The 13,868-nt window shown below is 35.2% G+C and carries 26 protein-coding genes; all 26 read left to right on the top strand.

The window, feature by feature from the left end; all coding sequences use genetic code 11:
* Positions 1 to 9 precede the first annotated feature (9 nt).
* Complete coding sequence (gene rpsS / locus RT228_RS03130) at positions 10 to 288, top strand: 30S ribosomal protein S19 (protein ID WP_006259492.1); 279 nt, start codon at positions 10 to 12, stop codon at positions 286 to 288.
* Positions 289 to 297: 9 nt separating this feature from the next.
* On the top strand, positions 298 to 708 hold the full coding sequence (gene rplV, locus RT228_RS03125) for a 50S ribosomal protein L22 (protein WP_006259491.1): 411 nt from the start codon (positions 298 to 300) through the stop codon (positions 706 to 708).
* Between the two features lie 8 nt (positions 709 to 716).
* A complete protein-coding gene (gene rpsC, locus RT228_RS03120) occupies positions 717 to 1,436 on the top strand; it encodes a 30S ribosomal protein S3 (RefSeq protein WP_006259490.1) in 720 nt (239 codons plus the stop codon).
* An 18-nt stretch (positions 1,437 to 1,454) separates the two neighbouring features.
* Positions 1,455 to 1,874, top strand: a complete 420-nt coding sequence (gene rplP / locus RT228_RS03115; RefSeq protein WP_006259489.1) for a 50S ribosomal protein L16 — start codon at positions 1,455 to 1,457, stop codon at positions 1,872 to 1,874.
* A 13-nt stretch (positions 1,875 to 1,887) separates the two neighbouring features.
* The gene (gene rpmC, locus RT228_RS03110) at positions 1,888 to 2,079 is read left to right on the top strand and encodes a 50S ribosomal protein L29 (RefSeq protein ID WP_006259488.1); all 192 of its coding nucleotides are present in this window, start codon (positions 1,888 to 1,890) and stop codon (positions 2,077 to 2,079) included.
* A gap of 17 nt (positions 2,080 to 2,096) precedes the next feature.
* Positions 2,097 to 2,354, top strand: coding sequence for a 30S ribosomal protein S17 (gene rpsQ / locus RT228_RS03105; protein ID WP_006259487.1), 258 nt, complete (start codon positions 2,097 to 2,099; stop codon positions 2,352 to 2,354).
* 2 nt (positions 2,355 to 2,356) lie between these two features.
* The gene (gene rplN / locus RT228_RS03100) at positions 2,357 to 2,725 is read left to right on the top strand and encodes a 50S ribosomal protein L14 (RefSeq protein WP_006259486.1); all 369 of its coding nucleotides are present in this window, start codon (positions 2,357 to 2,359) and stop codon (positions 2,723 to 2,725) included.
* Between the two features lie 12 nt (positions 2,726 to 2,737).
* The gene (rplX, locus tag RT228_RS03095) at positions 2,738 to 3,055 is read left to right on the top strand and encodes a 50S ribosomal protein L24 (protein ID WP_006259485.1); all 318 of its coding nucleotides are present in this window, start codon (positions 2,738 to 2,740) and stop codon (positions 3,053 to 3,055) included.
* Between the two features lie 2 nt (positions 3,056 to 3,057).
* On the top strand, positions 3,058 to 3,609 hold the full coding sequence (gene rplE / locus RT228_RS03090; protein ID WP_006259484.1) for a 50S ribosomal protein L5: 552 nt from the start codon (positions 3,058 to 3,060) through the stop codon (positions 3,607 to 3,609).
* A gap of 2 nt (positions 3,610 to 3,611) precedes the next feature.
* Complete coding sequence (gene rpsN / locus RT228_RS03085) at positions 3,612 to 3,881, top strand: 30S ribosomal protein S14 (protein ID WP_006259483.1); 270 nt, start codon at positions 3,612 to 3,614, stop codon at positions 3,879 to 3,881.
* A gap of 21 nt (positions 3,882 to 3,902) precedes the next feature.
* On the top strand, positions 3,903 to 4,301 hold the full coding sequence (gene rpsH / locus RT228_RS03080; RefSeq protein ID WP_006259482.1) for a 30S ribosomal protein S8: 399 nt from the start codon (positions 3,903 to 3,905) through the stop codon (positions 4,299 to 4,301).
* Positions 4,302 to 4,318: 17 nt separating this feature from the next.
* Positions 4,319 to 4,861 carry a 50S ribosomal protein L6 gene (gene rplF, locus RT228_RS03075; protein ID WP_006259481.1) on the top strand — a complete coding sequence of 181 codons (543 nt, stop codon included), beginning with the start codon at positions 4,319 to 4,321 and terminating at the stop codon, positions 4,859 to 4,861.
* Positions 4,862 to 4,872: 11 nt separating this feature from the next.
* On the top strand, positions 4,873 to 5,223 hold the full coding sequence (rplR, locus tag RT228_RS03070; RefSeq protein WP_006259480.1) for a 50S ribosomal protein L18: 351 nt from the start codon (positions 4,873 to 4,875) through the stop codon (positions 5,221 to 5,223).
* A 6-nt stretch (positions 5,224 to 5,229) separates the two neighbouring features.
* A complete protein-coding gene (rpsE, locus tag RT228_RS03065) occupies positions 5,230 to 5,754 on the top strand; it encodes a 30S ribosomal protein S5 (RefSeq protein ID WP_006259479.1) in 525 nt (174 codons plus the stop codon).
* A gap of 12 nt (positions 5,755 to 5,766) precedes the next feature.
* The gene (gene rpmD / locus RT228_RS03060; protein ID WP_006259478.1) at positions 5,767 to 5,949 is read left to right on the top strand and encodes a 50S ribosomal protein L30; all 183 of its coding nucleotides are present in this window, start codon (positions 5,767 to 5,769) and stop codon (positions 5,947 to 5,949) included.
* An 11-nt stretch (positions 5,950 to 5,960) separates the two neighbouring features.
* A complete protein-coding gene (rplO, locus tag RT228_RS03055) occupies positions 5,961 to 6,413 on the top strand; it encodes a 50S ribosomal protein L15 (RefSeq protein ID WP_006259477.1) in 453 nt (150 codons plus the stop codon).
* A gap of 16 nt (positions 6,414 to 6,429) precedes the next feature.
* Positions 6,430 to 7,776, top strand: coding sequence for a preprotein translocase subunit SecY (secY, locus tag RT228_RS03050; protein WP_006259476.1), 1,347 nt, complete (start codon positions 6,430 to 6,432; stop codon positions 7,774 to 7,776).
* Between the two features lie 5 nt (positions 7,777 to 7,781).
* Positions 7,782 to 7,997, top strand: a complete 216-nt coding sequence (gene infA, locus RT228_RS03045) for a translation initiation factor IF-1 (protein WP_002987492.1) — start codon at positions 7,782 to 7,784, stop codon at positions 7,995 to 7,997.
* A gap of 13 nt (positions 7,998 to 8,010) precedes the next feature.
* Complete coding sequence (ykgO, locus tag RT228_RS03040) at positions 8,011 to 8,127, top strand: type B 50S ribosomal protein L36 (protein WP_002987490.1); 117 nt, start codon at positions 8,011 to 8,013, stop codon at positions 8,125 to 8,127.
* 2 nt (positions 8,128 to 8,129) lie between these two features.
* Positions 8,130 to 8,504: a 30S ribosomal protein S13 gene (gene rpsM, locus RT228_RS03035; protein WP_006259474.1), complete on the top strand. Its 375-nt coding sequence runs from the start codon at positions 8,130 to 8,132 to the stop codon at positions 8,502 to 8,504.
* Positions 8,505 to 8,515: 11 nt separating this feature from the next.
* On the top strand, positions 8,516 to 8,899 hold the full coding sequence (rpsK, locus tag RT228_RS03030) for a 30S ribosomal protein S11 (RefSeq protein ID WP_006259473.1): 384 nt from the start codon (positions 8,516 to 8,518) through the stop codon (positions 8,897 to 8,899).
* Between the two features lie 89 nt (positions 8,900 to 8,988).
* Positions 8,989 to 9,594, top strand: a complete 606-nt coding sequence (gene rpsD, locus RT228_RS03025; RefSeq protein WP_006259472.1) for a 30S ribosomal protein S4 — start codon at positions 8,989 to 8,991, stop codon at positions 9,592 to 9,594.
* A gap of 25 nt (positions 9,595 to 9,619) precedes the next feature.
* On the top strand, positions 9,620 to 10,612 hold the full coding sequence (locus tag RT228_RS03020; RefSeq protein WP_006259471.1) for a DNA-directed RNA polymerase subunit alpha: 993 nt from the start codon (positions 9,620 to 9,622) through the stop codon (positions 10,610 to 10,612).
* A 32-nt stretch (positions 10,613 to 10,644) separates the two neighbouring features.
* Positions 10,645 to 11,121, top strand: coding sequence for a 50S ribosomal protein L17 (rplQ, locus tag RT228_RS03015; RefSeq protein WP_006259470.1), 477 nt, complete (start codon positions 10,645 to 10,647; stop codon positions 11,119 to 11,121).
* A gap of 105 nt (positions 11,122 to 11,226) precedes the next feature.
* Positions 11,227 to 12,351 (top strand): glutamine-hydrolyzing carbamoyl-phosphate synthase small subunit, encoded by a 1,125-nt coding sequence (carA, locus tag RT228_RS03010; RefSeq protein ID WP_006259469.1) that lies wholly within the window; start codon positions 11,227 to 11,229, stop codon positions 12,349 to 12,351.
* A 96-nt stretch (positions 12,352 to 12,447) separates the two neighbouring features.
* On the top strand, positions 12,448 to 13,740 hold the full coding sequence (eno, locus tag RT228_RS03005; RefSeq protein WP_006259468.1) for a phosphopyruvate hydratase: 1,293 nt from the start codon (positions 12,448 to 12,450) through the stop codon (positions 13,738 to 13,740).
* Positions 13,741 to 13,868 lie beyond the last annotated feature (128 nt).

The following is a 13,868-nucleotide window of genomic DNA, read 5'->3' as shown; positions in this document are numbered from 1 at the left end:
GATTAAGACATGGCACGTTCGTTAAAAAAAGGACCTTATGTTCACTATAAATTAGAGAAGAAAGTTCAAGTAAACGTAGAAAGTGGAAAAAATGGAGTTATCAAGACTTGGTCAAGAGCTTCAATGATTACACCTGATTTCGTTGGACAAACTATCGCAGTACATAATGGTCGTCAGTTTGTTCCTGTTTATGTAACAGAGAACATGGTAGGACATAAATTAGGGGAATTTTCACCAACAAGATCGTTCAGAGGTCACGCTGGTGCAAAGAATAAAGGTAAAAAATAATAAGAAGCTATGGGAGTTCGTAAAAGAGAAAGAGCTGAGCAAATTAAAGAAGCTAACAAGCAAGTTGCTTTTGCAAAGCTAAACAATTGCCCTACTTCTCCTAGAAAAATGCGTTTAGTAGCGGATTTAGTAAGAGGACAGAAAGTAGAAAAAGCTCTAAATATATTAAAATTCAGTTCAAAAGATGCTTCTCGTAATTTAGAGAAATTACTTTTGTCTGCAATTGCTAACTGGCAAGCGAAAAACAGCGACGCTAACATTGAAGAAGCTGGATTGATCGTTAAAGAAATCAGAGTAGATGGAGGAATGATGTTAAAAAGACTTCGTCCTGCACCTCAAGGTAGAGCACACAGAATCAGAAAACGTTCTAATCACGTAACAATCGTATTAGGATCTAATAATAACACACAAAGCAATTAATAAGCAGTATGGGACAAAAGACTAATCCAATCGGGAATCGCCTTGGTATTATCAGAGGATGGGACTCAAACTGGTATGGTGGAAATGACTACGGTGACAAAATCGCTGAAGATCACAAGATCAGAAAGTATATCCATGCTCGTTTATCAAAAGCTAGTGTATCTAAAGTAATCATCGAGAGAACTTTAAAACTTGTAACCGTTACTATCACTACTGCTAGACCTGGTATCATTATCGGAAAAGGTGGACAAGAGGTAGACAAGTTAAAAGAGGAATTGAAAAAGATTACTGATAAGGAAGTTCAAATCAATATCTTTGAAATCAAACGTCCTGAATTAGACGGATACTTAGTGGCTGCTAGTATCGCTCGTCAAATCGAAAGCAGAATTTCTTACCGTAGAGCTATCCGTATGGCAATGGCTGCAGCGATGAGAATGAACGCTGAAGGAATCAAAGTTATGATTTCTGGTCGTTTAAACGGTGCTGAAATGGCTCGTTCTGAGACTTTCAAAGAAGGAAGAATTCCGTTGTCAACTTTCAGAGCAGACATCGATTATGCACTTGCTGAAGCTCACACTACTTATGGTAGAATGGGAATTAAAGTGTGGATCATGAAAGGTGAGGTTTACGGTAAGAGAGATCTTTCTCCGTTAGCTGGAATGGATAAAAAACAATCTAAATCAGCAGGATCTCCAAAAGGTAAATCTAACCCACGCAAAAGAAAGTAATTTTTAAACTGAAGAAAAATGTTACAGCCTAAAAGAACAAAATACCGTAAGGTACAGAAAGGTAAAATGAAAGGGATTTCTCAAAGAGGGCATGAACTTTCAAATGGTATGTTTGGAATCAAATCTATGGACTCTGCATTTATCACTTCACGTCAAATCGAGGCAGCGCGTATCGCTGCTACTCGTTTCATGAAACGTGAAGGGCAGTTATGGATTAAAATTTTCCCAGACAAACCTATTACTAAAAAGCCTCTAGAGGTACGTATGGGTAAAGGAAAAGGTGCAGTAGAATACTGGGTTGCTGTGGTAAAACCAGGAAAAATTATGTTCGAAGTTGGTGGAGTGCCAATTTCAGTAGCAAAAGAAGCGTTACGCTTAGCTGCTCAAAAACTTCCTGTAAAAACTAAATTTGTAATTGCTAGAGATTTCGAAGCATAATAAAATTTTTATCATGAAACAATCAGAAATAGTAAATCTATCTGTAGCTGAATTACAAGAGCAACTGGTACAGTTGACTAGCACATATAATAACTTAAGATCTGCTCACGCAATCTCTCCAATCGAGAATCCATTACAGTTGAGAAACGTAAGAAGAAGTATTGCAAGAGTGAATACAGAGTTAAGTAAAAGAGAGTTACAATAATTGTATTCTGCCGAAAGATGGAAAATAGAAAATTAAGAAAAGAGAGAATAGGTGTTGTTACTAGCAATAAAATGGAGAAATCTATTGTTGTGTCTGAAGTAAAGAGAGTAAAACACCCATTATATGGTAAGTTCGTGTTGAAAACGAAAAAATACGTTGCACACGACGAAACAAATGATTGCAACATTGGTGATACAGTAAAGATCATGGAGACACGTCCATTATCTAAATCAAAATGTTGGAGATTAGTTGAAATCATTGAAAGAGCGAAATAATTATGGTACAACAAGAATCTAGACTTAAAGTAGCAGATAATACGGGTGCAAAAGAAGTTTTGACTATCCGTGTTTTAGGAGGAACGAAACGTCGTTATGCCTCTGTAGGTGATAAAATTGTAGTTTCAATTAAAGAAGCAACTCCAAACGGAAGCGTGAAAAAAGGTAGCGTTTCAACTGCAGTTGTAGTTCGTACTAAAAAAGAAGTGAGAAGAGCTGACGGATCTTACATCAGATTTGACGATAACGCATGTGTATTGTTAAATGCTGCTGGGGAGATGAAAGGAACTCGTGTTTTTGGTCCGGTTGCGAGAGAACTTCGTGAAAAACAATTCATGAAAATTGTATCATTAGCACCAGAGGTGTTATAATTCGTTCTAAACATGATTAAGCTAAAGATAAAAACAGGAGATACTGTACGCGTTATCGCTGGTGACCATAAAGGTACTGAAGGTAAAGTTGTACGTGTATTACGTGAAAAGAACAAAGCTATTGTTGAAGGGGTGAATATCATTTCTAAACACGTGAAGCCTAGTGCTTCTAACCCTCAAGGTGGAATTGTTAAAAAAGAGGCTCCAATCCAAATCTCTAACTTAGCGATCGTAGATCCTAAGACTAACGAAGTTACAAGAGTAGCTATCGTGAAAAACGAGAACGGAAAAAATGTTAGAGTTTCTAAAAAATCAAATCAAGTATTATAGTTATGGCTTATATACCAAGACTTAAAGAAGAATATAAAAGCAGAGTTATCTCTGCTCTTACTGAGGAATTCGGTTATAAAAACGTAATGCAAGTTCCAAAACTTGAGAAAATCGTTGTTAGCCGTGGAGTTGGTGCTGCTGTTTCTGATAAAAAATTAGTTGATTACGCTGTTGAGGAGTTAACTAAAATTACAGGACAAAAAGCAGTAGCTACTATCTCTAAGAAAGACGTTGCTACTTTTAAATTAAGAAAAGGAATGCCAATCGGGGCAAAAGTAACGTTACGTGGAGAGAGAATGTATGAATTTTTAGATCGTTTAGTAACTTCAGCTTTACCACGTGTAAGAGACTTTTCAGGTATTAAATCTGATGGTTTTGACGGAAGAGGAAATTATAACTTAGGTGTTACTGAGCAAATCATTTTCCCTGAAATCAATATCGATAAAGTTAACAAAATCGCTGGTTTTGATATCACTTTCGTAACATCTGCTCAAACAGATAAAGAAGCGAAATCTTTACTTGCTGAATTAGGATTACCTTTTAAAAAGAATTAAGTATGGCTAAAGAATCAATGAAAGCCCGTGAGGTTAAAAGACAAGCATTAGTAGATAAATATGCTGCTAAGAGAACAGCTCTTTTAGAAGCTGGTGACTATGAAGGATTACAAAAGTTACCTAAAAATGCTTCTCCAGTTCGTTTACACAACAGATGTAAGTTAACAGGAAGACCAAGAGGGTATATGCGTCAATTCGGTATTTCTCGTGTTACATTCCGTGAAATGGCAAATAATGGATTGATACCTGGAGTAAAAAAGGCAAGTTGGTAATTAAGATTTAAAGGTAAAAACATGTATACAGATCCAATAGCAGATTTCCTTACAAGAGTTAGAAACGCTGTGAGAGCTAACCACAAAGTGGTTGAAATTCCAGCTTCAAACTTCAAAAAAGAAATCACGAAAATATTATTCGATCAAGGATATATCTTAAGCTATAAATTTGATGATAGTTCAGTTCAAGGGACAATCAAAATAGCTTTGAAATATGATAAAGACACAAAAGAGTCTGTAATTAGAGATATCCAAAGAATTAGTAAACCAGGTTTGCGTAAATACGCTTCTGCAGCAGATCTTCCTAGAATCCTTAACGGATTAGGAATCGCTATCGTTTCAACATCAAAAGGATTGATGACTGGAAAGCAAGCGAAACAATTGAATGTTGGTGGAGAAGTAGTTTGTTACGTATACTAATTTAAAAAGACTAAGAGATGTCAAGAATAGGTAAAAGTCCAATAGCAATACCTGCTGGAGTAACGGTTGACGTTAAAGAAGGAGAGATTGTTGTAAAAGGTAAATTAGGAGAGCTTTCTCAAAAGTTTGATACAGTTAGTATTAAAGTTGAAGAAGACCAAGTAATCGTTGAGCGTTCTTCTGATGATAAGATTGAAAGAGCTAAACACGGATTATACCGTAGTTTAATCAACAATATGGTTAAAGGAGTTTCAGAAGGATTTACTATCAGTTTGGAATTGGTTGGGGTAGGATACCGTGCTGCTAATCAAGGACAAAAGTTAGATTTAGCTTTAGGTTTCTCTCATAATATCGTGATGGATATTGCAAAAGAAGTTACAGTGGAAACTATATCTGAAAAAGGTAAAAATCCAATCGTTAAATTAACTTCATTTGACAAACAATTAGTTGGTCAAGTAGCAGCAAAAATCCGTTCATTCCGTAAACCAGAACCTTACAAAGGAAAAGGTATCAAGTTTGTGGGTGAAGAGTTAAGAAGAAAAGCAGGTAAATCAGCTTAAAAATTAAGACTATGTCATTAACAAAATCTGAAAGAAGACAACGTATTAAATTCAGAATTAGAAAGATCGTTAGCGGTACTGCTGCTAAGCCAAGACTTTCTGTATTCAGAAGTAATAAAGAAATCTATGCGCAAATCATAGATGACGTGAATGGAGTAACTCTAGCTGCAGCATCTTCAAGAGAAGCTGGGATAACAAGAGGAACCAATATTGAAACTGCTGCATCGGTTGGGAAACTAATTGCAGAGAAAGCTTTGAAAGCTGGTGTAGAAACTGTATCTTTCGATAGAGGAGGTTATTTATACCACGGTCGTGTTAAATCATTAGCTGAAGGCGCTAGAGAAGCTGGATTAAAATTCTAATTAGTTATGTATCAAAATTATAAAAACGTAGAATTTGTAAAACCAACTGGTCTTGATCTTAAAGATCGTTTGGTTAGTGTAAACCGTGTTACTAAAGTTACTAAAGGGGGAAGAGCTTTTGGATTCTCTGCTGTAGTAGTAGTAGGTGACGAAAACGGTGTAGTGGGTCATGGTTTGGGTAAATCAAAAGACGTTTCTGAAGCAATCGCTAAAGCAGTAGAGGATGCAAAGAAAAACTTAGTTAGAGTTCCTTTAAATGGTCATACTATTCCTCACGAACAAAAAGGAAAATTCAGTGGAGCAAGAGTATTATTGATGCCTGCATCTTTGGGTACTGGAGTAATCGCTGGAGGTTCTGTGAGATCGGTTGTAGAATCTGTTGGGATTAAAGATTTATTATCTAAATCTCAAGGATCTTCAAATCCTCACAACGTGGTGAAGGCTACTTTTGACGCTTTATTACGTTTAAGAAGTGCTTCTACAGTTGCAAAACAAAGAGGAATTTCTTTAGAAAAAGTATTTAAAGGTTAATTTGAGAGAGTTATGTCAAAAATTAAAGTAAAACAAGTAAGAAGCCAAATTAATTGTCCTCTTGTACAAAAGAGAACATTAGAGGCTTTAGGACTTCGTAAGATTGGTCAAGTGGTGGAGCATGATGCTACATCTGCAATCTTAGGAATGGTAAGTAAAGTTCAACACTTAGTTTCTGTAGAGGAGGCTAAATAATATTGTAGAGTATGAATTTAAGTAATTTACAACCAGCAAAAGGTTCAGTACACAACCAAAACAAACGTGTTGGTCGTGGTGAAGGGTCTGGTAAAGGAGGAACTTCTACAAAAGGACACAAAGGTGCTAAATCACGTTCAGGATATTCAAGAAAAATCGGATTTGAAGGAGGACAAATGCCACTTCAAAGACGTGTTCCTAAATTTGGTTTTAAAAACATCAATAGAGTAGAATATGATGTTATCAACTTAGAAAGATTACAATCTTTAGTTGATAGCGGAGTAGTAAAAGACACTGTTGATTTTGCTCTTTTAGTTGAGTTAGGATTAACTTCTAAAAATAGTTTAGTTAAGGTTTTAGGGCGTGGAGAGATAAAAGCAAAATTAAAAGTTTCTGCACACAAGTTTTCAGCATCTGCTAAAGAGGCAATCGAGGCAGCTGGTGGAGAAATTGTAACGTTATAAAATCTTAATAAACAAGATGAAGAAGTTTTTTGAAACATTAGCCAGTATTTGGAAAATTGAAGAGTTAAAGAACAAAATCTTGATAACTTTAGGGTTATTGCTTGTGTACCGTTTTGGTACACAAGTTACCCTTCCAGGTATTGACGCAACGAAATTGCAAGCTTTAACTGATCAAACTGATCAAGGTATCGGTTGGTTAATAAATGTTTTTACAGGTGGTGCATTTGCGCAAGCATCTGTATTTGCATTAGGTATTATGCCTTATATTTCTGCTTCCATAGTAGTTCAGTTGATGGGAATCGCGGTTCCTTATCTACAAAAGCTACAAAATGATGGAGAAAGCGGTAGAAAGAAGATGAACCAAATAACAAGATGGTTGACAATCGGTATTACTTTATTACAAGGACCTAGTTACATCTATAACTTGTATGTGCAATTACCACCGGATGCATTTTTGTTAGGTTTCAATTCTTTCTCATTCTTGTTTTCTTCAGTAATTATACTAGTGACCGGAACTGTTTTTGCAATGTGGTTAGGTGAAAAAATTACTGATAAAGGTATTGGAAATGGAATTTCATTATTAATTATGGTTGGTATTATTGCAAGACTTCCAATGTCTTTCATCCAAGAATTCCAATCAAGAATTACAGAAAATAATGGAGGACCTATGTTGGTGGTTATAGAAGTAATTTTATGGTTGTTAATCATCGTTGCTTGTATCTATTTAACTCTTGCTGTGAGACGTATACCGGTTCAGTATGCAAGAAGAAGTGCTTCAGGAACTTATGATCAATCTATGTTAGGCGGTAACCGTCAGTGGATTCCATTAAAGTTAAATGCATCAGGAGTTATGCCAATCATCTTCGCTCAGGCGATCATGTTTGTGCCAGCTGCAGTAGCAGGTTTGTCAACTTCGGATACTGCTAAATCAATCAGTACAACATTTCATAATGTGTTTGGTTGGGAGTATAATGCACTTTTTGCTTTATTAATCATAATTTTTACGTACTTTTACACCGCAATTACAGTACCTACTAATAAGATGGCTGATGATCTAAAGAGAAGTGGCGGTTTTATACCAGGTGTTAAACCAGGTAGTGAGACAGGTGATTTCTTAGATAGAATCATGTCTTTAATAACATTCCCAGGTTCTCTTTACTTAGCACTAATCGCAGTTTTCCCTGCAATCGTGGTAAGTTTATTAGGAGTTCAACAAGGTTGGGCAATGTTTTATGGAGGAACATCGTTATTGATTATGGTAAGTGTTGTAATCGATACAATTCAACAAGTCAATGCTTATTTACTGAACAAACAGTATGATAGCATGATGACAAGTGGTAAAAATAGAAGAGCAACAGCTTAGTTTTTATGGCAAAACAATCAGCAATAGAACAAGACGGAGCAATTATTGAAGCATTATCAAATGCTATGTTCCGTGTGGAATTAGAAAATGGACACGTAGTAATCGCCCATATCTCAGGTAAGATGCGTATGCATTATATCAAATTATTACCTGGTGACAGAGTAAAATTAGAGATGAGCCCTTACGATTTGACCAAAGCAAGAATTACTTATAGATATTAAAGAGGCTATTAAAATGAAAGTAAGAGCATCAGTTAAAAAAAGAAGTGCCGAGTGCATTATAGTACGTAGAAAAGGTAGACTTTACGTTATTAATAAAAAGAATCCTAGATTTAAACAAAGACAAGGATAATTATGGCAAGAATCGCAGGGGTAGATATACCTAAACACAAAAGAGGAATCATTGCTTTAACTTATATTTTTGGAATTGGTTCAAGTAGAGCTAAAGAAATTCTAGAAAGAGCTAAAGTTGACGAAAATAAAAAAGTTCAAGATTGGAATGACGACGAGATCGGAGCTATCCGTGAAGCTGTAGGTCAATTCACAATTGAAGGAGAATTACGTTCAGAGATTTCATTAAACATCAAACGTTTAATGGATATCGGATGCTACAGAGGTATCCGTCATAGAGCTGGTCTTCCATTAAGAGGACAAAGAACTAAAAACAACTCTAGAACAAGAAAAGGTAAAAGAAAAACTGTTGCTAACAAGAAAAAAGCAACTAAATAATAAGTAGTAATATGGCTAAAGCGAATACAAAAAAACGTAAAGTACTTGTTGAGTCAACAGGTGAAGCTCATATTAATGCGACGTTTAACAATATCATCATTTCATTAACTAACAAAAAAGGTGAAGTGATTTCTTGGTCATCAGCAGGTAAAATGGGATTCAGAGGTTCTAAAAAGAACACTCCTTACGCTGCTCAAATGGCTGCAGAAGATTGCGGTAAAGTTGCACTTGAGGCAGGATTGAAAAAAGTAAAAGTTTATGTAAAAGGACCTGGAAACGGAAGAGAATCTGCAATCAGATCTTTACATAACGGTGGTATCGAAGTAACAGAGATTATCGATATTACTCCAATGCCACACAACGGATGTCGTCCTCCAAAGAGAAGAAGAGTTTAATTTTATAGTATAACCAAAGGTAGGAATAGATTATCGGAGGAAAGTGACCTGAATTCATAATCCCTACCTTTTTTCAATTTTATTAAGAAATGGCAAGATATACTGGTCCACAAACAAAAATCGCACGTAGGTTCGGTGAAGCAATTTTCGGAGATGACAAGTCTTTAGAAAAAAGAAATTACCCTCCAGGACAACATGGTTTAGCAAGAAAAAGAGGTAAGAAATCTGAATATGCTATCCAGTTATTAGAAAAACAAAAAGCTAAATATACTTACGGTATTTTAGAAAAACAATTCAGAAACTTATACAAAAAAGCTGCTGCAGCTCGTGGAGTTACTGGTGAGGTATTAATTCAATTATGTGAGTCAAGATTAGACAACGTAGTATTCAGAATGGGAATTGCTCCATCTCGTAGAGCTGCACGTCAAATCGTTTCTCATAGACATATTACTGTAAATGGGGAATTAGTAAATATTCCTTCATACCAATTGAAACCTGGTGATAAAGTTGCTGTTCGTGAAAAATCAAGATCTCTAGAGACTATCGAACGTTCATTATCTAATTCTAGCGCTGTTTACGAGTGGATTACTTGGAATCCTGAAACGTTAGAAGGAACATTTGTTTCTGTACCTCAAAGACTTCAAGTTCCTGAAAACATCAAAGAACAGTTAATCGTAGAGTTGTACAACAAATAATAATTGACATTCAGTCGAAACAAATATGGCAATATTTAATTTTCAAAAGCCCGATAAAGTTATCATGATTGATTCGACCGATTTTAAAGGCAAATTCGAATTTAGACCTTTAGAACCGGGATATGGATTGACAATAGGTAATGCATTAAGAAGAGTTCTTCTTTCTTCTCTTGAAGGATATGCAATTACTTCAGTTCGTATTGAAGGAGTAGATCATGAGTTTTCTACTATCGCTGGTGTAGTTGAGGATGTTACTGAAATCATTCTTAACCTAAAACAAGTTCGTTTTAAACGTCAAATTGAAGATGTTGATAATGAAACTGTTAGTATCTCTTTCTCTGGTAAAGAACAGTTGACTGCAGGTGATTTCCAGAAATTCATTTCTAGTTTCCAGATTCTGAATCCAGAATTAGTTATCTGTAATATGGATAGTAATGTAACTATTAATATGGATCTTACTATTGAGAAGGGAAGAGGTTACGTACCAGCTGAAGAGAATAGAAAACCTAATGCTCCTATTGGTACTATCTTTACTGACTCAATTTATACTCCAGTTAAGAACGTTAAGTATGCTATCGAAAACTATCGTGTTGAGCAAAAAACTGACTATGAGAAGTTAGTTTTTGATATCATTACCGATGGTTCTATTCATCCAAAAGATGCGTTAACTGAAGCTGCAAAAACATTAATACACCACTTTATGTTATTCTCAGATGAGAGAATTACTTTAGAGGCAGATGAGATTGCACAAACTGAATCGTATGATGAGGAATCTCTTCATATGAGACAGCTTCTAAAAACTAAACTAGTTGATTTAGATCTTTCAGTTAGAGCATTGAATTGTTTGAAAGCGGCTGAAGTAGATACATTAGGAGACTTAGTATCATTTAACAAAAACGACTTGATGAAATTTAGAAACTTCGGTAAGAAGTCTTTATCTGAATTAGAAGAGTTAGTAGCTGTTAAGGGACTTAATTTCGGGATGGATCTATCAAAATACAAATTAGATAAAGAATAAACTAGACTGCAAAGTCTAAATTCTAGTAAGAAATGAGACACGGAAAGAAAATAAATCACTTAGGTAGAAAAGCAGGACATAGAAACTCTATGCTTGCTAATATGGCTTGTTCTTTAATCGAGCACAAGCGTATCAATACTACTGTAGCTAAAGCTAAAGCTTTAAAGCAGTTTATTGAGCCATTAGTAACTAAAGCTAAAACTGACGATACTCATAACCGTCGTGTTGTTTTCTCTTATTTGAGAGACAAAGACGCAGTTACTGAACTATTTAGAGAAGTAGCTCAAAAAGTAGGAGATCGTCCAGGTGGATATACTCGTATTATTAAGTTAGGTAATCGTTTAGGAGATAACGCTGATATGGCTATGATTGAATTCGTTGACTTCAACGAATTATACAACGTTGCTAAGAAAGAAGCTAAAAAATCATCTACTCGTAGAGGTAAAAAGAAAGCTGCTGAAGCTCCTGCGACTGAGGCAACTTCTAATGAAGCTGAAACTAATGAATAGTATCAACAAAATTTATTTTTGTTATTTATAATATTAAGGACATTCTTTATAAGGATGTCCTTTTTTTTTTATTTTTGCTAAAAATTAATACAACACAACAATACAATGGAATATTCAGAAAGAAAGAAGGCGGTTTTAGTTTTAAAAGATGGAACTGTTTTTTTTGGTAAGTCGGTTGGTGTAGAAGGTACAGCATTCGGAGAGATTTGTTTTAACACTGGAATGACAGGTTATCAAGAAATCTTTACAGATCCTTCTTACTTCGGTCAAATCATGTTATCAACAACTGCTCATATTGGTAACTATGGGGTTAATGTTGACGAAGTTGATTCTGATGGAATTAAGATTTCTGGTTTAGTTTGTAAAAACTTTAGTTATTATCATTCACGTCCAAATTCAGAATCGGATTTATTGACTTATTTGGAAAAGGCTAATCTTATAGCTATTTCTGATGTTGATACACGTGCTCTTACCGCTCATATTAGAGACAACGGTGCTATGAATGCTATCATCTCAACAGATGGTAAATCAATTGAGGAGTTAAAAGTGATGTTAGAGAACGTTCCTTCAATGGAAGGTTTAGAGTTGTCTTCTAAAGTATCTACTAAAGAAGCTTACTACTTTGGTAATCCTGATGCGTCTCATAAAATTGCGGCAGTTGATTTTGGTATTAAAACAAATATTTTGCGTTGTTTCGAAGAGAGAGATTGTTATGTAAAGGTGTTTCCTTACAATGTTTCTTATGATGAATTAGTAGCATTTGGTGCTGATGGATATTTCCTATCTAACGGACCTGGTGATCCACAAGCTTTAGCAAAATTAGGAGTTCTTGACACGGTTAATAAAGTTATAGATTCAGGGCTTCCTGTTTTCGGTATTTGTTTAGGCCATCAATTAATCGGCTTGTCTCAAGGTGTGAGTACTTTTAAGATGTTTAGCGGACACCGCGGAGTGAACCATCCTGTTATGAATTTAGGTTCTACTCAAGGTGAAATCACATCACAGAATCATGGTTTTGCAATTAATAAGGAGGAGCTAAGTAAGCATGATAATCTTGAGCTAACTCATGTGCATTTAAACGATGGTACTGTTGCTGGTATGAAGATGAAAAATAAGAATGTTTTCTCTGTACAATATCATCCTGAATCAAGTCCTGGACCACATGATTCAAGATATTTATTTGATGAGTTTGTCGAGAATATAAAAAATAATAAAGGAGCTACAGTGTAGTTCCTTTCGTTATATATAAACTTTATTTCTTATCTGTATTAAGTAAGTTCAATTAAAGTTGTAAATTTGTTTATACTAAATTTTAAGACACAATTTATGAGTACAATTATTAGTGTGCATGCACGTCAAATATTAGATTCTAGAGGGAATCCTACAGTAGAAGTAGATGTTATTACTGAAAGTGGTATGTTAGGTCGTGCTGCTGTTCCATCTGGAGCTTCTACGGGTGAGCACGAAGCAGTAGAGTTACGCGATGGTGGTAAAGCTTTCTTAGGTAAAGGAGTATTAAAAGCTGTTGATAACGTTAACAATGTAATTGCTGAGCACATCGTAGGTGTTAGTGTTTTCGAACAGAATACTATTGACCAATTGATGATTGAATTAGATGGTACTAGTAATAAAGGAAATTTAGGAGCGAATGCTATTTTAGGTGTTTCTTTAGCAGTAGCTAAAGCAGCAGCAAATGAGTTAAGAATGCCATTATATCGTTATGTAGGTGGTGTTTCTGCAAACACGCTACCAGTTCCAATGATGAATATTATTAATGGTGGGTCTCACTCTGATGCTCCTATTGCATTTCAAGAGTTTATGATCATGCCTGTAAAAGCAATTACTTTTACACATGCTATGCAAATGGGGACTGAGATATTCCATCATTTGAAGAACGTTTTACACGAGAGAGGATTAAGTACAGCAGTAGGTGACGAAGGAGGTTTTGCTCCTACATTAAAAGGTACTGAAGATGCTCTTGATTCTATTAAATTAGCAGTTGAGAATGCAGGCTATAGATTTGGAGATGAGATTATGATCGCTTTGGATTGTGCGGCTTCTGAGTTCTATGTAGATGGTAAATATGATTATACTAAATTCGAAGGTGAATTAGGTAAAGTTCGTACTTCTCAAGAGCAAGCTGATTACTTAGCTGAGTTAGTTGAGAAGTATCCAATAGTATCTATTGAAGATGGTATGTATGAAGATGATTGGGATGGTTGGAAGTATTTAACGGATAAGATTGGTGATAAAGTTCAGTTAGTAGGTGATGATTTATTCGTTACTAATGTAGCTAGACTTGAGCGTGGTGTTAATGAAGGTATTGGTAACTCTATTTTGATTAAAGTAAATCAGATAGGAACACTTACTGAGACTATAGCTGCTGTTAACATGGCTAAGAATGCTGGATTTACTTCTGTTATGTCTCACCGTTCAGGTGAAACAGAAGATAGTACTATTGCTGATTTAGCTGTTGCTCTTAATTGTGGACAAATTAAAACTGGTTCTGCGTCTAGATCTGATCGTATGGCTAAGTATAATCAATTATTAAGAATAGAGGAAGAATTAGGTGATATCGCTTATTATCCTCAGGGGAATGCTTTTAAAGTAAAAAGATAATCCTTTATAAATAAAAAGCGGTAGATATGATATCATATCTACCGCTTTTTTATTTTATAGTACATGGGCACGGTTATGCTGGTATTTTGTAAAAATAAATTATTGTGAATAATGTTTTTTTTTAACTA

It is taken from the genome of Myroides sp. (assembly GCF_032073645.1).
GTDB classification, from domain to species: Bacteria; Bacteroidota; Bacteroidia; order Flavobacteriales; family Flavobacteriaceae; genus Flavobacterium; species Flavobacterium odoratimimum.
The sequence above is the reverse complement of the archived record's forward strand: the minus strand, read 5'-3'. Positions and strand labels throughout refer to the sequence as shown.